This is a genomic window from Vagococcus sp. AM17-17 (assembly GCF_003471765.1).
Lineage (GTDB): Bacteria > Bacillota > Bacilli > Lactobacillales > Vagococcaceae > Vagococcus > Vagococcus teuberi.
This window is the reverse complement of sequence record NZ_QRJY01000001.1, coordinates 698,044-718,616: the sequence shown is the minus strand read 5'-3', so window position 1 is coordinate 718,616 and position 20,573 is coordinate 698,044. Positions and strand designations below refer to the sequence as shown.

Sequence of the window (20,573 nt, the reverse complement as noted above, 5' to 3'; positions counted from 1 at the left end):
TGATAGTCTGTGAATATGACATGTGGTATCCTCCTTGTTTTTTTACAATTCATTCTAACGGATATCACATGTTGTTGTGTACAAAAAAACTGCTGGTAACTTTCGTTACCAACAGTAGAAATTATAGAGCCCTTTTTTTATGCCCATTCACCATTTCTGAATATTGGCACTTTAGTACCATCTGTTTTGATACCATCTATATTCATTTGATTAGAACCAATCATAAAGTCAACATGTGTTTGACTACGATTTAATCCAGCTTTTGATAGCTCTTCTTCAGTCATTTCTGTGCCGCCTTCAATATTAAAGGCATAAGCACTACCCAAAGCTAAATGATTTGAAGCATTTTCATCAAAAAGAGTATTAAAGAAAGTAATACCAGATTGAGAAATTGGAGAGCTATCTGGTACAAGAGCGACTTCACCTAAACTTTTCGCTCCTTCATCTGTTTCTAATAATTTTTTCAATACATCTTCGCCTTTTTCTGCAGTGACATCAACGACTTTGCCATCTTTAAATGTAAAGACCATGTTTTCAATCGTATTTCCAGCATAGCTTAACGGTTTTGTGCTTGATACAATACCGTCAATGCGACGACAATCGGGAGCTGTAAAGACTTCTTCAGTTGGCATATTTGCCATGAAACGTTCGCCACGAGCATTTTTACTGCCAGCACCTTCCCAATGATGATGTTCTGGAAGACCGACTACTAGATCAGTACCAGGTGCGGTATAATGTAGAGCATCAAATTGATGAGCATTTAATTCATCTGCTTTTGTTTCTAACGTCTTATCATGATGATGCCAAGCTTCAATAGGATCCGTTTCGTACATACGACAAGCTTTAAAAATAGCATCCCATAATGCATCAACTTGTTCTTCGTTAGATGTTAATTCAGGGAATACTTTTTTTGCCCAGTCACTACCAGCAGCAGCAACAACAGTCCAGCTTAATTTGTTTGCTTGTGTTGCTTGTCGTAGTGGCATCATTGCTTTTCCATTTACTGATTGGAAAGTTGCTAAACGATCTCCATCTACACCAGAGAACGCATCAGGATTTTGAGATACGACACTAATACGACTCGCTCCTTTTTCCACCCAATCATTTGCTTCTTCAATTTTATAGTCAGGAACGTTAGAGATAACGTCATCATCAGCATGTAAGAAAAACTCTCTGTTTATAAAGTCATCTGACCATTGTACAACAACTTGCTTCGCTCCTAACTTGTATGCTTCTTTAACAATATAACGAGCAAGAGGTGCTTGTTCTACTTGTATATTTAAGACAACAGTGTGTGATTTAGATACATTTACACCAACTTTAGTAATTAATTCAGCATATTTTTGTAATAAATGATCGAAGTTATTTAATACCATGTTATCATCCTCCTAGAATTATCATAACATTATATTAGCATACGATAGAGATGAGAACAAATTCGAGCATTTATAACTGTTGTGATGCCTTTCCACACTCCTGTCTTATTTTCTAAAATATCGCTTTATATCAAAAAAATGGATGCTTTTTCTGATATATTTATTTGTTTGCTCATAAGTTCATGTTATAATACATTAAATAAGTGTAGATTGACATGTATTGTTCATTTTATAAACATTTTAAGGACAAAGGAGAGGTTTTTATGGCTAGGAAAAAGACAATTACACGAGAACATATCCTATCAGCAGTGTTTGAAGTGATTTCGACTGAAGGATTTAGTGGATTTACCGCAAGGAATATTGCGAATAAGATGAAAACATCAACTCAACCAATTTATTTGGAGTTTAAAAATATGGATGAGTTACGTAATGTCTTTATCGATCAAGTGACAGCTGGTTTAAGAAATGAAGTTTACAATCAAAGCTATACAGACGATTGTATTGTTGATTTGATAGTTAACTATGTAAAATTTGCTTCTGAAAACAGTGTCTTTTACAAAGCACTTTTTGTAGATAATCACGATAGTGGGACGAAACTAAATAAGTTTACACGTAATTTGTTTTATGACAAAATTAATCAGGATGATGTGTACGCGAAACTATCTGATGAAGTGAAAGAAGCAATATTTACTAATTGTTGGGTTATGAGCGTAGGATTATCTTCATTAGCAGCTTCTAACAGGGCTAAACCCACAGTTGAAGAAATCGAAGTTATAATTAAAAATGTTATTGAAATGTCTAAAAAGCACCCTAAGGTTAGTTTAACAAAATTAAAGTGAGTTAAATGATTAAATAAATAAACCGCGTAAAGTCGATTTCGAAATCGACTTTACGCGGTTTTTATATGTTTAGATAGTGTGCTTAATCAAGTTGTTTTACTAATGCATCTGCAAATGCTTCAAGAGCAACAATATCATCTTCTTCAGCAGCTAAGTCAACTTTAACGGACTCAGCACCTTTTATCGCACCAGTTGATTGGAACGCTTTATCAAACTGATCGACTACTTGGCAGAAACATGGATAAAAGGTGTCTCCAGATCCGATGACACCATATATTTTTCCAGTTAAATCCAGTTCTAATAAATCTTCATAAAAGTCAGCAATTTCATCTGGAACTAAGACATCATCATAGGTATAACTACCGACAATACAAATATCTGCATCTAAAAACTCTTCAGCATCAACTTGTGTACATTCCTCAATCTCAACGTCTAACCCTTTTTCTTCTAAACGTTCTGCTACGATATCTGCTATTTCTTCCGTGTTGCCAGTAAGACTTGCATAAACAATTTTTGCAATAGCCATGTTTTTCCTCTTTCCTCTACATAATCATTTAAAAAAATTATAACAAATACACACCAGTTTTCAATAAATTTATCTTTTGCTAATTTTGTCGAACGGGTGTGTTTATGCTAGAATAAGAAAGCAAAGATGAAAAGGAGCGAAAATAAACATGATTACATTAAAATCAGCAAGAGAAATAGATGAAATGGAAAAATCTGGTCAATTATTAGCTAGTGTCCATGAAGCGTTAAGAGATTTTATAAAACCAGGTATAACAAGCTGGGATATTGAAGTATTTGTTAGAAATATGATTGAAGATCATGGTGGGGTTGCCGCTCAGATCGGATACGAAGGCTATGAGTATGCAACGTGCTGTAGTATTAATGATGAAATCTGTCATGGATTTCCAAGAAAAACACCATTAAAAGATGGCGATTTAATCAAAGTTGATATGTGTATTGATTTAAAAGGGGCTATGTCAGATTCTTGTTGGGCGTATGTTGTTGGAAAATCAACACCAGAAATTGACCACTTAATGGAAGTAACGGAAAAAGCTCTTTACAAAGGGATTGAGCAAGCAACAGTTGGCAATCGTATTGGCGATATCGGTCATGCGATTCAGACATACGTTGAAGGTGAAAATCTTTCTGTCGTTCGAGATTTTATTGGACATGGAATTGGGCCAACTATCCATGAAGCGCCATCTGTTCCTCACTATGGACAAGCTGGAAAAGGACTAAGATTAAAAGAAGGGATGGTTATTACGATTGAACCAATGGTAAATACCGGAACTTGGCAAATGAAAATGGATAACAATGGTTGGACTGCAAGAACACAAGATGGTGGTTTAAGTTGTCAGTATGAGCATACAATTGCCATTACTGCTGATGGACCGAGAATCTTAACTTTACAAGATGAATAGGAGCGTTTAAAGGGAATGGAAAAAACTACAGAAAAGAAGGATTGGCGATCGTTTATCAGAGACTTTTTATCTACTTTAAAACAGGCGGATGTTACTATCTACTCGATTGTCGTTACTTATTATATGTTGCTGTCTTTTTTTCCACTCCTCATTGTGATTGGTAACATATTACCTTATTTAAAAATTGATGAAACACAAATTTACCCATATATACGAGAATTATTACCACCGGATATTTATCGTATTTTAAAAGATACGATAGAGGATTTATTAACGAAAAGTAATGGTGGATTATTATCAATTTCCGCATTAGGTACATTTTGGGCTATTAGTAAAGGGATAAATGGGATACGAATAAGTTTGGATAAAGCATATGGTATTTCTAAACAAAAAACACAAGTTATCAGGCGATTATTATCATTTTTTATGGTGTTTCTATTGATGCTTGCTTTATTGGTATTAATGTTTATCATGGGATTTGGTCAAGTCATATTAGAACACTTACTGCCAATTGTTGGTATGCCTGAAGATATACTATCAACATTTCAAACGCTACGGTGGCCAGTAACAATCTCTGTTTTGTTTGTTGTTATGACGTGTATTTATTATTTTTTACCAAGTGCGAAGATTCATTTTAAAACGATTTTGTTTGGTGCCGTTTTTACCACGTTAACATGGATGTTGGTTACTCAATTATTTAGCTTATATGTGACGCATTTTTCAGGGAAAATTTCTAGTTACGGTATTATTGGAGGGTTTATTCTCTTTATGTTTTGGCTGAATATTGCCTCGTCAATTATTATTATTGGTGGCGTAATAAACGTGACGGTTGAAAAATTTTTATATGGTCCAATTAATCCTAAAGAAAGTTTTGTTAGCCATTACGTGGAAACTAGGATGAAACAAGTTAAAGCAAAGCGAAAAGAAAAAAAGAAAGAATAACTCACTGATTCAGTGAGTTATTCCTTCTTTTTTTTTTGCTCGTATTCCGTTAGTTTTCTTTTTCGATATGCTTTATTCCCAATAAATTTTAACGTGTGAAGTAGAGGTTGGCGATTTTCTCCGCTCAATTCGATTAATTCGATAAATAGTTGTAAACCTAGTAGAGAGGCGATAGTGAGAAAAACATTACCCCATGTATTGGTAAACAAATATAAAAATGAAATAAGCGAAAAGATTAATGCCATACAATAAATCATAATAACCGCTCCACGATGCGTAAATCCTAATGAAATAAGTCGGTGATGCAAATGCATTTTATCGGCTGATGAGATAGGTTTTTTATTGAGTATTCGTCTAATCATTGCAAATACAGTATCTGTTAAAGGAACGCCTAAAATAATAAGTGGTGTGATAAGCGAGATAAAGGTAGCGTTTTTTAGACCTTGTAAGGATAATAACGAGATCAAAAAACCTAAAAATAAAGCACCAGTATCCCCCAAATAAATTTTTGCTGGAAAGAAATTAAAGGGGAAAAATCCCAATGTACTCATCAGCAAAATAAAAATACTAAGAGGGACCACAATATTCACTGCTCCGGTAGAGGCCCCAATGTATCCGATAATCCCAATAGTTGTCAACGCAATAATCGACACACCGGATGCTAAACCATCGAGTCCATCAATTAAGTTAATGGCATTTGTTAATCCAGCAATCCATAAAATAGTAATAGGATAGCTTAACCAACCAAATTCAATCGTACCAAAATAAGGTAATGTAATTGAGTGCATGATAATATCGAAAACAAAACACACATAGAGTGCGGCTAATATAATACCAATCATTTTTTGTTTGGGAGTAATTTCAAAAATGTCATCAATTAACCCAGTTATGACAATAATCCCTGAAGGAATAATCAAGTGCAAGGCGTAGCTTGTTGGAATAATATCATCAAATAAAAATAAAATGGATAATGAAAATGTGATAAAAATAGCTAATCCACCTGCAGTAGGCATTGGTTTAGTATTGATTCGTCGCTTATTAGGTTGATCAACTGCTCCAATGACAAAGGCTAATTTACGAATGAAAGGTGTTATAATAAAAGAAAAGAGCATCGTTAAAACTAAACGAAATGATATTTCAAAAATAAAGTCCATTCTCTTACCTACTTTCAGAATTCAACACATATTATAGCACGGCAACTCTTTAATGCACAATTTAATTCTAAATATAAGAATTCTTTAAAAAAGTATAAAAATATTAGATTAGTACCATAAAAATTTCTTATTATGCTATACTATCTTAGATTGAAATTATGTTACTATATTATTTATTATCTAGGAGATTGATAGAGTGAGTAAAAAGAAAAATAAAAAAAATCAGAAAAAAACTGACAAAAATCTTAAAATACAAGAATTCAGTTCCTTACACTCTAGAAAAAATAATCGCAAGAAAGATTCTGGGTTAAAGAAGACACTATTGAGTATTAGCAAAATTTTGGGTGTATTGCTCGCCATCTCTCTTTTGGGAATTGTCGTATACGGTATTAAGATGGTAGTCGATGGTAATAAATTTTTAAATGATGCTTATAAGCCAAGAGAGACAAGTCAAGTAGAAAATGAGAAGATTGATGTGCAAAAAGACCCAATTTCTATTCTTTTACTTGGTCTTGATGATGATGCAGAGGATACTCGAGGAACAGGCGGTGCTAGGACGGATTCAATGATTCTATTAACAATCAATCCGTCAAATGAGCTTGTCAGCATGGTAAGTATTCCACGTGATACCTATACACATATTTCTACTAAAAATTTTGATGGAAACGATAAAATAAATGCAGCATATGCTCACGGTGGGGTAGAAGGATCTATAACGGCTGTGGAAGAACTATTAAATGTCCCAATCAATTACTACGCGACAGCAGATTTCCAGGCATTTGAAGATGTTGTTAATGCAGTTGGTGGAGTAGAAATTGATGTTCCGTTTACGTTGACAGAACAGAATTCAAAAGGCAAAAAAGTAGTGAAACTAAAAGAAGGAAAGCATAATTTAAACGGTGAAGAAGCACTAGCATTTGCAAGAACTCGTTATGTTGATAATGATATTGAACGAGGAAAACGTCAACAAGAAGTGCTTGAGGCTATTGCTCAAAAAGCCATGGAAGTAGGATCACTGGCAAAGTATAAGAGTATATTGAACGCATTAGATGGTCATGTAACAACCGATATGCCACCAAGTCGTATTTTATCAGTAGCGCAATCTGGTTTAACGAAAGACTATAAGTTTGATTCATACGTCTTTTCATGGATGAGTTATAACTATGGTGAGCAAAGTATGGTGGGGTTACATAAAGATAGTATAGACTACATTTCACATAAATTACGTCTATCTTTAGGATTAGAAAAAGCCGACGATCGTGATGACACAAGTTACAAGTTTGAAACGGATGGACTTGTTGACCCAAGAACCTATCCACAAGATGGGATGGCAATTGATGATTATTAAAAGAGTTTAGGGGATTGTCCCTTAAACTCTTTTTTTAAATGATGAAGAATGACTTAAATTTAGGATGAAACTTTGATAAAATACAGATAATAGTGTAAAATGGTGTAGTTTTAACGAACTGAAAAAGAATAGGATGGGTCAACGTGAATCAAAAAGAAAATCCAAAAGTAGAATTAGCGATGATTACCAAAGAATATGATTTATATAAGAAAAAGTCCGATAAAATCAAGGCATTGTTCAAGTTTTCAGAAAAAAGTGTACCGCATTTTTGGGGACTAAGGGGAATAGATTTGAAGGTCTATCCAGGTGAAGCAGTGGGGTTAATCGGAATTAATGGATCAGGAAAATCAACGTTATCAAATATATTAGCAGGAATCATCCCTCAAACAACTGGGCAAATGACAATCAAAGGCGAAACATCTATTATTGCCATTGGAGCTGGATTGAAACCACAATTAACAGGTCTTGAAAACATTCGATTAAAATGTTTGATGCAAGGGTTAACCAATGAAGAAGTCGACGAAATACTACCAGATATTATGGAGTTTGCTGATATTGGGGATTTTGTTAACCAACCAGTAAAAAACTACTCAAGCGGGATGCGATCACGCTTAGGTTTTGCGATCGCCGTACACAATAATCCTGATGTTTTGATTATTGACGAGGCGTTATCAGTAGGGGACGATACGTTCTATCAAAAATGTGTGGATCGTATTTTACAATTTAAAAAAGAAGGAAAAACAATTTTCTTTGTGTCACACTCTCTTAACCAAGTAAAAAAACTATGTGATAAAGTGGCATGGATTCATTACGGTGAATTACGTGAATATGGTGACACAGAAGAAGTTGTTACCAACTACAATGACTTTATTAAATGGTTTAGAGCCTTATCAGAAAAAGAGAAAAAAGAGTATCAAAATGGCTACAAAGAAAAGCAAAAAAACTTTAATGTTAATGAATTAAAAGAAATAGCCGTTGAAAGAGGGCACGGTAAATCTGTCTTAAGAGGTCCGGCCATTGGAACGATGTCAATGCTAACTAAAGTTGTTTTACTCGCAATGATTGCCGCGTTAGTAGTATTTGGTACATTACACGTTAGAGGAAGATCGTTTAAGTCTTACTTTGCCAAAGATACCACACAAAAAATCGAACAAACAGTGATAGACAAAACCTCTATGGATAAATTGTATGACACATATATTGGTTAGTTACTTAAAAGAGCTATATAGTGTTGTCGTTAGACGATTATCTAAAAAAAATAAATTGAAACCAGTAATCAAAAGAGTCTGTTACTTGATGAGTTTTCCTAATAATAATCAAGGTCTGATTGAAGCTGTATCATACGAGCAACAAGTGATTGTTTTATATAAAAAAAATTGCTTAGAAGAAGTGAAACAACTTGAAAGTTTTGGGATTGAGTGTATCAATCTAGACACAGTTAGTGGTTTCATCAAAGGAATTAATTGTCTTTGTCAAAGTCAGGTGATAATAGCTGATAATTATTTTGCGTTTTTAGGAGATATTACCTTTAAACAAAATCAAACAGTTTACCAACTTTGGCATGCGACTGGAGCAATCAAACAATTTGGCTTAGAAGATAAGTCAGCTGCTAAACGCTCTGAAAAAGATAAAAATCGTTTTATACGAGTGTATGAGTCCTTTGATTATGTCTTTGTTGCGTCAAAAAAAATGGCCGATGTATTTAGAAGAAGTTACGGCTTTTCTAAAGAACAAATACTTTTTACTGGCTTTCCAAGAACAGATAGATTATGTCAAAGAATAGCTAAACAAAACAGTAACAAAAGACGTGTTCTATATTTACCCACTTACCGTGAAAATGAACCTGTTGAAACATGGTTATTAGATATCAAAAAAGTAGCTGATAGCTTAAAAGATGAGGGATTGCTTCAAGTGAAGCTACATCCCCACGTTGAGTTAGAACATATTAATCAAACAAATGTCGACTGGATATCGTCACACGAATCGGCTGATGAGTATATCATGCAAGCGGATGTCTTGATTACCGATTATTCTTCTGTAGCGTTTGATTTTACTCTAGCCAATCCGACTGGTCAGCTAATCATGTATTGGCCGGATGAAACGAAGTATCGTCAAGTCACTGGTATTCAACCAAATATTGAAGCCGATTTTCCGCAACCTGTGACGCATACAACAGACGACGTCATTAAACAACTAACTAATAACCTGATGCTTGAGGGAAATAAGCAGTTTAATGCATTATGGAATACATATAACGACGGACAAGCAACAAACAGAGTATTAGATGAAATCAAAGAAGTATTGGATGGAGAAAAATGACTAAAAAGGTAGAATATATTTTAAATACGCCTATTGACTATTTGACCATGACAGATATTAAACAAGATTTATCCTGGTATTTTGACCATCATCAAAAAATGGTGCTTGCAAGTATCAACCCGCAAATCATTTTAATATCTGAAAAAAATAAGTGTGTCAAATCATTTATTGAGCATGCGACTCATCGCTTTGCTGATGGCATTGGTATTGTCAAAATGTCGCAATGGACAAACGGACATATCAAAGAACGGGTTGCAGGGATTGACGTAATGGCAAGTGTGTTAGAATTTTGTCATGAAAATAAAAAATCAATCTTTTTATATGGAGCAAAACCAAAAGTGGTCGCACAAGCCGCACGTAACATACAAAAAGACTACTCAAACATTCGAGTGAGTGGATGGTTAGATGGTTATGACAAAAAAAGCAGTGGTGAAATTATTGATATAATTAATCAACATCATGCCGATGTGTTATTTGTTGCATTAGGATCACCTAAACAAGAGGAGTGGTTACAACGCTACATGCCACAACTCAATCCAACTATCTTTCAAACAGTTGGAGGAAGTTTTGATGTGTATAGTGGTGAAGTGAAACGAGCTCCTGAAGTATTTATCAAAACAAATTTAGAGTGGTTATATCGCTCGGTAAGTAACCCGAAACGCTTTAACCGTATTTTTCAAGTACCTTTGTTTGTCACAAAAGGATTAGTGTGGCATTTAAAACAAAGTAAACAGTAAGGAGAGCTAAAACGTGAATGACGTAAAGAACGTAATTACGGAACAATTTAAAAATTTTGGGATTATTCGTCGTATTTCGAAATATGAAGAAAAAGCCACTTATCAAAGTCACTATCTGGGCCTGTTGTGGCAAGTATTAAATCCAGCAATTCAGATTGGGATTTATTATTTAGTCTTTGGTTTGGGAATGAAGAGAAAAGACATAGATGGTGTGCCGTATATTATTTGGATGCTTGTAGGGATTATTGCGTGGTTCTTTATTAATAGTTCAATATTAGGAGAATCAAATAGTATCTACAAACAAATTGGAATGGTATCGAAAATGAAGTTCCCAGTCAGTATTTTACCGACTGTTAATATGGCAAGTAACTTTAAAAGTTATCGATGGATGATGTTCATTTTATTTGTGTCCATGTTTACCGTTGGAATTTATCCTAATATCTATTGGTTACAGTATTTTTATTATCTATTCTGTATGTTTGCCTTTCTGTTTGCTTTTGGCATATTGAATTCAACTATTTCAGTGTTGGTGCGAGATTACCACATCATGCTTCAATCGATTTTACGTTTATTATTCTATCTATCAGGACCTATTTGGGAATTCCAACGTATTTTTGCAGGAACGAAACATGCTTGGGTAACACGTCTACTTGAATTGAATCCTATCTACTATATTATAGATGGGTTTAGAGATTCGTTGCTTTACGGTCACTGGTTCTGGGAAAAAGGCGTACAAACTGTCTTTTTCTGGTTAATTGTTGGCGTCTTATTGATTTTAGGATCACACATTCACATGAAATTTAGAGCACGCTTTATGGACTTTATCTAAAAGGGAGATTACCATGAAAAAATTGATAGAAAAATTGATTTCAATCTGGTTTAGTATGCTAGGCCATTTGCCGAAAAAAAATATTGTCTACTTTGAAAGCTTTCATGGTAAGCAGTTTAGTGATAATCCTAAAGCAATTTACGATTATCTAAAAGAAGAAAATACAACACTTGAACTAGTGTGGGGAGTAACAGCTGGATATGAGGAGACCTTTAAAGAAAAAAAGGTCCCTCATGTTCGACGTTTTTCTTTACACTGGTTTTTTATGATGCCCAGAGCTAAATTTTGGGTGATTAATACGAGAACACCATTATGGTTAACAAAATCAAAAAAGACAACTTATATCCAAACATGGCACGGAACCCCACTAAAACGAATTGGTGCAGATATAGAAGAGGTCAATATACCTGGTTACACCAAAGAAAGTTATGACAAAGAATTTTTAGCAGAAAGCAAGAGATGGGATTATTTAACCACGTCAAGTCGATACACTACCACACATTTTAAACAAGCATTTGGCTATTCTGGAAAAATCATCGAAAAAGGATTTCCAAGAAATGACCAATTAGTTAATCTGAAACAAAATAATGATAAGGCTGATGATTTAAGAGCTATACTAGGCATTTCACCAGATAAGAAAATAGTTTTGTATGCACCTACTTGGCGTGAGACAGATAACAAGACATCAGAGGGCTATGAATTTAATATCGATTTTCCTTATACAAACTTTCTGAAACAGTTCAGTGATGAGATGGTATTGTTAGTCCGAATGCACTATTTAGTGGCACAAACACTTGATTTTTCAAGTTGGCCAACTGATCAAGTCATTGACGTATCAACCGGGTATGATATGAGTGATTTGCTACTAATCAGTGATGTGTTGATTACAGATTATTCCTCATGTCTATTTGATTTTAGTTTAACCAACAGAGCAATGCTGTTCTTTATGCCAGATTCAACCCAATATGAAGAAGACATTCGTGGCTTTTATCTGCCAATTCAATCATTGTTGCCAGGACCGATTATTAAAGAACCTGATGCCTTAATCGAGCAATTAAAGCAACTAGATGATATTGTGGTGGATAAACAATACGAAGAGTTTAAACAAACATTTTGTGACCATGAAACTGGTAAGTCAGCACAAGCAGTCGCAGAGATAATAAAAAAAGAAATGAGTGAAACACGATGAGTATACTATCTCCAGTCAAAAGACTAGCTCAACCGTTTGTAAAAACTAAACTGTCACCAACCGGAAAACGTGTTGAGACTTATACACGTTTTTATATAAATGAACCCGTGCAACAAGATACCATCCTTTATGAAAGTCGAGATGGTAAATCTCTGACGGATTCACCGTTTGCTATTTTTAATTACTTATTAAAACAAGATATAGAGAAAAAGTATACACATATATGGAGTATTCAGTCATCTGACGAGATGACTTATTTTATAACGCGGTTTAAAGACCTTAGTAATGTCTTATTTGTCGAGCGAAACTCAGAAGAGTATTTGAAATGGCTAGCAAAAGCAGAGTATTTGATAAACAATGCGACCTTTCAATCGTTTGTTACGATTAAAGATGAGCAAACATATATTAATACGTGGCACGGGACACCACTTAAAACAATGGGATTTGACATTCCAGGTAATCCAAATGGTGCACGCAATGTGGTTCGTAACTTTTTTATGGCTGACGTGTTAATCAGTCCAAATGAACATACCACCAATATGTTTTTAGATAGTTATCGTTTGCGACATAATTATCAAGGTGTGATTTTAGAAGGTGGCTACCCTCGTATGGATGCAACCTTTAATAACAATCACGATACAATCATTCGTACACTTCATGAGCGAGGTGTGGCACTTGATTTGGGTAAAAAAATCCTGTTATACACGCCAACATGTAAAAGTGGTGAAGTGGCTTATACAGAACAAGAACTTCGCCAAATCATCAGCGAGACATCTGTTTTAAGAGAAACATTTGGTGACACATACAATATCTTAATCAAAGTTCATCCTTTTATTTATGACAAAGCCAAAAAAGAAGAAAGCATCTTACCGTACCTGATTCCTGATGGGATTGATACCAATGCTTTACTTGCTTTGGTAGATTGTTTGGTGACAGATTATTCCAGTATCTTTTTTGATTATTTAGTGACTGATAAACCAATTGTCTTCTATTGTTGGGATGATGATTTATATAGTCACGAACGTGGGAAATACTTTGATTACGATGAGTTACCAGGGCCTGTGGCATTTAATCTTGATGAGTTGATGACTATTTTAAAAGAGTTGCCGAAAAAAATGGAGGAAACACGCTGGAACTATGAGCGGTTCAAACGATTATATGTGCCATATGAAGATGGACAGGTCACACAGCGATATGTCGACTATCTCTTTTTCAATCAGCCACTTCCTGAGAAAATAAAAGAAGTCAGACAATCAGAAGCCAAAGAGACACTGCTCATTTATCCTGGTGGGTTAAGAAAAAATGGGATTACCAGTAGTTTCCTAAATCTACTATCTAATATAGACTATGAAAAATATGCTGTAACGTGTCTTTTAGATAATCCAAAATCACTCGAACAAATTGATTCGATTCACCGTATTCCCAAAGAAGCATCTATCTTATTTAACTTTGGGGAGCCAATTTATACCTTTAGTGAAAGCTATCAAGATTTGTACTATCACATAAAAGGAGTCAATCAATCTAAAAAAGAAAAGTTTCCACTTAATATCTATCAAAGAGATGCAAGAAGACTACTTGGAAAAACTGCTTTTGATGTGAGTATTGATTTTAGTGGTTATAGTTTGTATTGGACTAAAACGATTCTAGGTACCACCTCAGAAAAGAAAGTGTGTTACTTACACAGTGACATGCTTGCTGATATGGATCGCGAAGTAAATGGCAAAAAAATCCACAAAATGAATGTTCAAGGAATCATCAGTGTGTATGATTTTTACGATAAATTAGTGTCAGTATCCAGTGTGATTAGTGACATTAATAAAGAAAACTTATCTCAGTATGCTGATGCATCCAAATTTGTTTACTCAGAAAACTTGTTAAATATTAATGACATCCTATCAAAAGAACAAGATGTACCTAAGCAGACAGCTAATTACACGATACGTTTGTTTAGAGAAGGTAAACTTACAGGTGAAGAAGACGTCACAATCTATGACACTAGACCAGATAGTCGCTATGCAAAAGCAACGATAAAATCATTACTTGATAGTTCAGTCACTGTTTTAGGCGAGTTTAGTTATCAAGAAGAAACGTATTTGAAAATCAGTCAGTCAGATTGCTATATTGGTTGGATAAATGCAGCACACATTGATATTATGCCAGACAGTATCCAATCAGAGACAGATGTCTATGATTTATCAAAATTGATAGTAGGTAAACACTCACAGCTCTTTACAGCACCTATTGGGTTGGATCATTCTAAACCAATATGTTCTCTAGCTAGATTCGATGAATTATATGTGTTGGTGACGAAAAAAGTTATCACGAATACAGGAACGAGCTTTTTAGTGTCCAATGGATCTGAAGATTTAGGCTGGGTAACACCAAACGTCTTGCGCGAGATGAGTTCAGTGGCAGTATTTAAACATCAAGTAGCTAAAAAAATGCTAAACAAGCTGTTCTCATCATCTAATCGCAAACAACTTGCTAAACTGACGGAAAAAGCTGCCAACCATCCAATCAACGAGCTCGTAAAAGTGACAGCACCGATGATTGTATCAGATAGAGCGAGTGAAGAAGCAATCAAAATAGCTCTACCAGTTGGAGTAAAAGTTGTGTTGATTTCAAAAAATACGAGCACACATTGGATGACTATTCTTTTAGATGATGGCAAACATTATTTTGTCAAAGATTCTGAATTAACAGTTGAAAAACTTGATGAGAGATTTGTATTAGAAGTTAAAGATGCACAATTTTCTGCGATCTTTACCCAATCAAAAGCGGTAATCTACGCCTCTATTGAGGATGTCCTCGGTGAAAAGGGACTACTATCTAAAGTACCTAAAGAAATTACCGTGACAAAATCCATCGTGAGAAATGACGGACAAGAATACTATCAAGTCTTACTCCAAAACAAACGTGTGTGGGTAAAAAAAGAGGTGGTAGCCTTTGATTTTACGAAAGGTGTCTTGAATAAAGATGGCATCTTTTTTGATTACCCTAAATCAAATGAACCAACTTTTGTCACAGTGGGAAGATTATCTCAAGAAAAAAATCAGTCTTTACTGATAGAGGCTTTTCATCTTTACAGAAAAACTTACCAAAAAGGTCATTTATATATTATTGGTGATGGACCTGAGAGAGGAAATTTAGAGAAAAAAATCAAAGAGCTGTCACTTGAAAATGACATAACGATGGTAGGTCAATTAAATAAACCATACATATTTATGTCATATTGTGATATATTTATTTTAACGTCTTCATATGAGGGACAATCACTCGTATTACTTGAAGCGCTGACTTTAAAAATGAAAGTAGTATCGACAGATATACCAGCGTGTCGCAACGTGTTAGATGGTGGTAAATACGGAATGTTAGCAAAAACAAATGATGCAACAGGGGTTTTCCAAGCGATAGAATCTACACTTAAAAAGAAGAAAAATTTTAAAACTTTTAATCCAATCCAGTATAATAAAAAAGCAATGTTTGATTTTTATGATAGGATAATGATATAAAAAATCAACTTTTAATGTAAATTAGGTTATGATATATTATTAGTTAGGTATAAATAGAAAATAAAAAATAGTTATTATGGAGGAAATAATGGAAGAGACAGTTAGTTTAGATGAGATATTTCAACTTTTGAAGAAAAAGTGGGCGTTGATTGTAAGCATGATGATATTAGGGATAATAACTTCAACAGCAATCACGTTATTTCTCATGACACCTAAATATAGTTCGGAAACACAATTAATCGTACAAACAAAGAATGCAGATGCTAATATTAATACAGATAAAATTAATTCAAATCTGTTGTTAATTAATACTTATAAAGATTTAATAAAAAGTCCAAGTGTCATAGAAAAAGCTAAAGATAAGCTAGAAAAATCTGGCATGGCAAATATTACAGAAGATTATTTAACAAGTGCTGTATCAGTCGAGCAAAATCAAAACTCACAGTTATTTTCTATTAAAGCTGTGACTAACGATCCAACTGAATCAGCTGCAGTTGCCAACACAGTTTCAGAAGTCTTCCAAGAAGAAGCAGTCAAAATGACCGAGACAAGTAAAATATCGGTAGCATCAAAAGCAACGCCAAATAATAAAGCAGTATCACCAAATAAAAAGGTTAACATTGCGATTGGAGCAGTATTAGGGTTAATCGTTGGTGTGATGTTTGCACTTTTAGGTGAATTACTTAATCGAACTGTTCGCTCAGAAGAATTCGTAACCGACACACTAGGATTACCAATTTTAGGCGTATTACCACTTGTTGCTGAACGTGAGATGTCTGAAATTAGAAAATTACAAAAAAACGCATTAGTCAATGAAGACCTATTTCTTGATGTCAGTAATGTATATGAAAATTCATTACACACAGAAATTGACGGTTTAGATTTAGATTTGAGAATGACGGAACAACTCGAGGAAAGATAATAAGGAGACTGACATGAGTAAACGAAGCCAACAAGTAAAAAAAAAGAACAAAACAAAACATAGTAAATTAGAAGCGTCAAAACCATCGACGCTTTTTACAGTCATAGAACCTAATTCACCAATTTCGGAACAATTTAGAACCATTCGTACGAATATTATGCATGCAAATTTTGATGTTCGTACAAAAAGTATAGCTATAACATCGGCAGCACCAAGTGAAGGTAAATCAACAACAGCTGCCAATTTAGCTGTCATGTTTGCTAAATTAGGAATGAAAACATTATTAGTTGATGCGGATATGCGACGTCCAACCGCTCATATGACGTTTGAGTTAAATAATACAATGGGGTTAAGCAATATATTAAGTGTGAAACAACTATCAGTAGGAGAAATTGTTCAAGAAAGTAATATCCCTTATTTAGATGTCATAACAAGTGGTGTTAAAGCACCGAATCCGTCTGAACTTTTGGCAAGTGCGAGAATGAAAAAACTCATTAACGTATTAGAAAATCTGTATGATTTTGTCGTTTTTGATATGCCACCAGCTTCAACGGTTACAGATGTCCAGTTAGTTGCTGGGGAATTAGATGGTGTCGCAATCGTTGTTAGAAATAATGTCACTGATAAAAAGCAACTTAAACGAACTATTGAATTACTAGAAAAAGTAGACGCTAACATTATGGGATGCATTTATTTTTCTGAAAATGATTCAAGTTACACAGACTATTATTATACTTAAAGAGGAGGAAACGTACAGTGTTTGTTGATTTACATTGTCATATATTACCAGGAATAGATGACGGCGCTCAGACAATAGAAGATTCATTATTTATGGCAAGAGCAGCAGTGTCAGAAGGTATTTCTCATATACTTTGTACGCCTCACTATAATAATGGAAAGTACTTAAACAAAAAAAATGATATCATTTCATCCGTCGCCAATTTACAGACAGTGCTTGACGAACAAAAGATTCCACTGACACTATTTGAAGGACAAGAAATACGTATTTCTGCGGACTTATCTCGACGAATGTTAAATGGTGAATTATTATTTGCAGATTTAAACGACACCTATCTATTGATAGAATTCCCTTTTTCTACAGTGCCAGAGTATTCGCATGACGTGTTATCAGAGCTTTGTCGCAATGGTCATCAGCCAATCATCGTTCATCCAGAGCGAAATAATATGTTTTTAGAGCAGCCTAAACGTTTGGATCCGTTCATTGAGATGGGATGTCTCACACAGATAACTAATGGCAGTTATATCGGCCAATTTGGGAAAAAAATTCAGCGTGTCACAAAACAAATGATTAAGAACAATCAAGCACATATGCTCTCGTCAGATGCACACAATGTATCGTCTCGAGGGTTTTATACCAAGCAAGCATACGAGTTATTAGAAAAAGAGTTTGGAAAAGAAAAAAGGAATGCTTTTGAACAAATCACAAAAGACATTGTCAATGGTGAAGAAGTAAAAGTAGAACCCATTCATTATAGTAAAAAACATTGGGTATTCTCTTAAAAAAGTTAGGTGGGTTTTGTTGTGAGTCGTAAAGTAAAGATGTTTATATTAATCGGCGTAGACACTAGTATCATCATATTAACTAATATATTAGTTAATATATATACTAATTTCGTATATGATTTAAATGACCCTATCTCGCCAAAAGTGATAGGGCTACAAGTTGCATTGTATTTAGTATTTGGTACGTTTTTTAAAGTGTTTAATAGGTTAACTAGGTATACTAGTATAAATGCTCTCGTCTCGATATTTTTTGCGGTCAGTGCATCAAGTGTATTAGAGTATATTATGTTAGGATTTTATATTTCTTTAGATACTGTCCACTTACAATTACTATTGTCGTACTTTATGGTTTTATTGATAATTATTAGTTCTCGTATTGTATGGCGCTGGATTGTTGATTGCTTACATATGTACAATAATAAAGGAAATAAAACGTGTGACAATGCCTTTATTATTGGTGCGGGAGACGGTGGCGAGCTACTTTACAATACCGTGAAGTATAAATCCGGACAGTTAGGATTGAACTTTAAAGGGTTTATAGATGATGATATTAATAAAAAAAATACTTACCTATCTGGTTTAAAAGTCGTTGGGACAATTGATGATTTACCAATTTTAGTAAAAGAATATAAGGTTAATGTCTTGACGGTAGCGATTCCATCAATGACTGCTAGTCAGTATGAGCATTTACTCGATGTGACACGCGACTTGGATGTGACCATCAACTCGATTCCGTCAATTGAAGAGTTGGCGATGGGTGAGGTTGCCGTCACAAAACTTCGCGAGATTGATGTCGTTGATTTACTCGGACGTGATGAAGTCAAACTTGATATGGATGCTATTAAAACACAACTAACCAATGAAACCATCCTTGTCACAGGGGCAGGTGGCTCGATTGGATCAGAAATCTGCCGACAAGTCATGGCATTTTCACCCAAAAAACTCGTACTACTTGGTCATGGTGAAAACTCGATTTATTTAATAGAAAAAGAATTACGACAAACGTATGCGGATAAAATTACTGAAATAGTGCCAGCCATAGCGGACGTAAGAGATGCTAAACGAATGTTTGATGTGATGCATGAACACAAACCGTCAATAGTCTATCATGCTGCCGCTCATAAGCATGTTCCTTTGATGGAGTACAACCCATCAGAAGCCTTAAAAAACAATATTTATGGTACAAAAAACGTAGCTGAAGCTGCTTTAGCTAATGATGTTGATAGTTTTGTTATGGTATCAACAGATAAAGCAGTCAAACCACCAAATGTGATGGGCTCAACTAAACGCATTGCTGAGATGATTGTGACTGGTCTAAATGGCAAAGGAAAAACAAAATTCTCTGCCGTTCGTTTTGGTAATGTATTAGGCAGTCGAGGAAGTGTGGTCCCACTCTTTAAAGAACAAGTCGCAAAAGGCGGACCAGTAACTGTGACAGATTTTCGTATGACACGCTACTTCATGACCATACCAGAAGCGAGCCGTTTGGTTATTCAATCAGGTGCTTTAGCAAAAGGTGGCGAAATCTTTATCTTAGACATGGGAGAACCAGTGAAGATAGTTGATTTAGCTAAAAAAGTTATCAAGTTGAGTGGGTATAGTGAAAATGAAATCCAAATAGTAGAAAGTGGTATCAGACCAGGCGAGAAACTTTACGAAGAGTTACTAGTCGATAAAGAACGCTCGAAAGAACAAGTTCATGAAAAAATCTTCGTAGGAAATGTCAATGGATTTACCTATGATGAAGTGATGACAAAACTGGACGAGTTGCCAGAAGACTATACAGAGTTAGCAAAAGAGTTGGTACTATTTGCTAATCAATCAAGTGAGGAATAAAGGTATGTATACTAATTTTTTAAAACGAATCATCGATTTTATTCTGTCATTAGTGGGGATTATTGTTTTATCCCCACTGCTACTGATACTTGTAATAGCAATAAAAGTTGATTCGAAAGGGCCGGTTGTTTTTACTCAAAAAAGAGTTGGGAAAAATAAAAAACTATTTTCAATATATAAATTTCGTACCATGAAAATTGATACACCAAAAGAAATGCCTACTCACCTATTAAAAAATCCAGATGAATTTATTACAAGAGTTGGGAAGTTTTTAAGAAAGACTAGTTTGGATGAACTACCGCAATTATTTAATATCTTAAAAGGTGATATGGCAATCATAGGTCCTAGACCAGCTTTGTGGAATCAAGAAGATTTGATAGTAGAAAGAGATAAATATGGAGCAAATGATATTCGTCCTGGTTTAACAGGTTGGGCTCAAATCAATGGTCGTGATGAATTAGAAATTGATATAAAAGCATCATTAGACAGATACTATGTAGAGCATGAATCATTTTGGATGGATGTTAAGTGTTTTTTTGGCACGATTGTATCAGTATTTAAGTCAGACGGAGTAGTTGAAGGTGGAACAGGGATTAAAACAAATGTAGAGGAGGAGTAA

Annotated in this window: 18 protein-coding genes; 15 read left to right on the top strand and 3 right to left on the bottom strand. The window is 34.6% G+C overall.

The annotated features are described in order from the left end of the window. Nucleotides 1-137 precede the first annotated feature (137 nt). The gene (locus DW196_RS03465) at nt 138-1,376 is read right to left on the bottom strand and encodes an aminopeptidase (protein WP_118250108.1); all 1,239 of its coding nucleotides are present in this window, start codon (nt 1,374-1,376) and stop codon (nt 138-140) included. Nucleotides 1,377-1,639: 263 nt separating this feature from the next. Between DW196_RS03465 and DW196_RS03460 the strand changes: the two genes are divergently transcribed. Continuing rightward, the gene (locus DW196_RS03460) at nt 1,640-2,215 is read left to right on the top strand and encodes a TetR/AcrR family transcriptional regulator (RefSeq protein WP_071457357.1); all 576 of its coding nucleotides are present in this window, start codon (nt 1,640-1,642) and stop codon (nt 2,213-2,215) included. Between the two features lie 82 nt (nt 2,216-2,297). On the opposite strand, the gene DW196_RS03455 is transcribed toward DW196_RS03460, so the two are convergent. After that, nucleotides 2,298-2,741: a flavodoxin gene (locus DW196_RS03455; protein WP_071457356.1), complete on the bottom strand. Its 444-nt coding sequence runs from the start codon at nt 2,739-2,741 to the stop codon at nt 2,298-2,300. A 148-nt stretch (nt 2,742-2,889) separates the two neighbouring features. Here DW196_RS03455 and map point away from each other — a divergent pair, with 148 nt between their 5' ends. Beyond that, a complete protein-coding gene (gene map, locus DW196_RS03450) occupies nt 2,890-3,642 on the top strand; it encodes a type I methionyl aminopeptidase (RefSeq protein WP_071457355.1) in 753 nt (250 codons plus the stop codon). 15 nt (nt 3,643-3,657) lie between these two features. After that, the gene (locus DW196_RS03445) at nt 3,658-4,584 is read left to right on the top strand and encodes a YihY/virulence factor BrkB family protein (protein WP_118250106.1); all 927 of its coding nucleotides are present in this window, start codon (nt 3,658-3,660) and stop codon (nt 4,582-4,584) included. 17 nt (nt 4,585-4,601) lie between these two features. On the opposite strand, the gene DW196_RS03440 is transcribed toward DW196_RS03445, so the two are convergent. Next, entirely contained in the window at nt 4,602-5,738 is a 1,137-nt protein-coding gene (locus tag DW196_RS03440) for a glycosyltransferase family 4 protein (protein ID WP_071457353.1), read from the bottom strand. Between the two features lie 196 nt (nt 5,739-5,934). On the opposite strand from DW196_RS03440, the gene DW196_RS03435 reads away from it, so the two are divergent. From DW196_RS03435 to DW196_RS03380, 12 genes are all read left to right on the top strand, one after another. After that, a complete protein-coding gene (locus DW196_RS03435) occupies nt 5,935-7,086 on the top strand; it encodes an LCP family protein (RefSeq protein ID WP_118250104.1) in 1,152 nt (383 codons plus the stop codon). A gap of 179 nt (nt 7,087-7,265) precedes the next feature. Continuing rightward, nucleotides 7,266-8,294, top strand: a complete 1,029-nt coding sequence (locus DW196_RS03430; RefSeq protein ID WP_118250220.1) for an ABC transporter ATP-binding protein — start codon at nt 7,266-7,268, stop codon at nt 8,292-8,294. Further along, complete coding sequence (locus DW196_RS03425; protein ID WP_118250102.1) at nt 8,275-9,405, top strand: CDP-glycerol glycerophosphotransferase family protein; 1,131 nt, start codon at nt 8,275-8,277, stop codon at nt 9,403-9,405. Before DW196_RS03430 ends, DW196_RS03425 begins: the two co-directional genes overlap by 20 nt. Continuing rightward, nucleotides 9,402-10,142 (top strand): WecB/TagA/CpsF family glycosyltransferase, encoded by a 741-nt coding sequence (locus tag DW196_RS03420; RefSeq protein WP_118250100.1) that lies wholly within the window; start codon nt 9,402-9,404, stop codon nt 10,140-10,142. The genes DW196_RS03425 and DW196_RS03420 overlap by 4 nt, the downstream gene beginning before the upstream one ends. Before the next feature lie 13 nt (nt 10,143-10,155). Further along, nucleotides 10,156-10,971 carry an ABC transporter permease gene (locus DW196_RS03415; RefSeq protein ID WP_071457348.1) on the top strand — a complete coding sequence of 272 codons (816 nt, stop codon included), beginning with the start codon at nt 10,156-10,158 and terminating at the stop codon, nt 10,969-10,971. Nucleotides 10,972-10,984: 13 nt separating this feature from the next. Next, nucleotides 10,985-12,160, top strand: coding sequence for a CDP-glycerol glycerophosphotransferase family protein (locus tag DW196_RS03410; protein ID WP_071457347.1), 1,176 nt, complete (start codon nt 10,985-10,987; stop codon nt 12,158-12,160). Beyond that, entirely contained in the window at nt 12,157-15,672 is a 3,516-nt protein-coding gene (locus tag DW196_RS03405) for a CDP-glycerol glycerophosphotransferase family protein (RefSeq protein ID WP_118250098.1), read from the top strand. Before DW196_RS03410 ends, DW196_RS03405 begins: the two co-directional genes overlap by 4 nt. Nucleotides 15,673-15,760: 88 nt before the next feature. Then, a complete protein-coding gene (locus tag DW196_RS03400; protein ID WP_071457345.1) occupies nt 15,761-16,594 on the top strand; it encodes a YveK family protein in 834 nt (277 codons plus the stop codon). Between the two features lie 13 nt (nt 16,595-16,607). Beyond that, nucleotides 16,608-17,333, top strand: coding sequence for a CpsD/CapB family tyrosine-protein kinase (locus DW196_RS03395; RefSeq protein WP_118250096.1), 726 nt, complete (start codon nt 16,608-16,610; stop codon nt 17,331-17,333). Between the two features lie 17 nt (nt 17,334-17,350). Further along, nucleotides 17,351-18,115: a tyrosine-protein phosphatase gene (locus tag DW196_RS03390; RefSeq protein WP_118250094.1), complete on the top strand. Its 765-nt coding sequence runs from the start codon at nt 17,351-17,353 to the stop codon at nt 18,113-18,115. 39 nt (nt 18,116-18,154) lie between these two features. After that, the gene (locus DW196_RS03385) at nt 18,155-19,954 is read left to right on the top strand and encodes a nucleoside-diphosphate sugar epimerase/dehydratase (RefSeq protein WP_118250218.1); all 1,800 of its coding nucleotides are present in this window, start codon (nt 18,155-18,157) and stop codon (nt 19,952-19,954) included. Nucleotides 19,955-19,958: 4 nt separating this feature from the next. After that, a complete protein-coding gene (locus DW196_RS03380; RefSeq protein WP_118250092.1) occupies nt 19,959-20,573 on the top strand; it encodes a sugar transferase in 615 nt (204 codons plus the stop codon).

Coding starts and splice junctions, on each gene's coding strand:
- DW196_RS03465 (WP_118250108.1), bottom strand. CDS start 1,376: ATGGTATTAAATAACTTCGATCATTTATTACAAAAATATGCTGAATTA.
- DW196_RS03460 (WP_071457357.1), top strand. CDS start 1,640: ATGGCTAGGAAAAAGACAATTACACGAGAACATATCCTATCAGCAGTG.
- DW196_RS03455 (WP_071457356.1), bottom strand. CDS start 2,741: ATGGCTATTGCAAAAATTGTTTATGCAAGTCTTACTGGCAACACGGAA.
- map (WP_071457355.1), top strand. CDS start 2,890: ATGATTACATTAAAATCAGCAAGAGAAATAGATGAAATGGAAAAATCT.
- DW196_RS03445 (WP_118250106.1), top strand. CDS start 3,658: ATGGAAAAAACTACAGAAAAGAAGGATTGGCGATCGTTTATCAGAGAC.
- DW196_RS03440 (WP_071457353.1), bottom strand. CDS start 5,738: ATGGACTTTATTTTTGAAATATCATTTCGTTTAGTTTTAACGATGCTC.
- DW196_RS03430 (WP_118250220.1), top strand. CDS start 7,266: ATGATTACCAAAGAATATGATTTATATAAGAAAAAGTCCGATAAAATC.
- DW196_RS03425 (WP_118250102.1), top strand. CDS start 8,275: ATGACACATATATTGGTTAGTTACTTAAAAGAGCTATATAGTGTTGTC.
- DW196_RS03420 (WP_118250100.1), top strand. CDS start 9,402: ATGACTAAAAAGGTAGAATATATTTTAAATACGCCTATTGACTATTTG.
- DW196_RS03410 (WP_071457347.1), top strand. CDS start 10,985: ATGAAAAAATTGATAGAAAAATTGATTTCAATCTGGTTTAGTATGCTA.
- DW196_RS03405 (WP_118250098.1), top strand. CDS start 12,157: ATGAGTATACTATCTCCAGTCAAAAGACTAGCTCAACCGTTTGTAAAA.
- DW196_RS03400 (WP_071457345.1), top strand. CDS start 15,761: ATGGAAGAGACAGTTAGTTTAGATGAGATATTTCAACTTTTGAAGAAA.
- DW196_RS03395 (WP_118250096.1), top strand. CDS start 16,608: ATGAGTAAACGAAGCCAACAAGTAAAAAAAAAGAACAAAACAAAACAT.
- DW196_RS03385 (WP_118250218.1), top strand. CDS start 18,155: ATGTTTATATTAATCGGCGTAGACACTAGTATCATCATATTAACTAAT.
- DW196_RS03380 (WP_118250092.1), top strand. CDS start 19,959: ATGTATACTAATTTTTTAAAACGAATCATCGATTTTATTCTGTCATTA.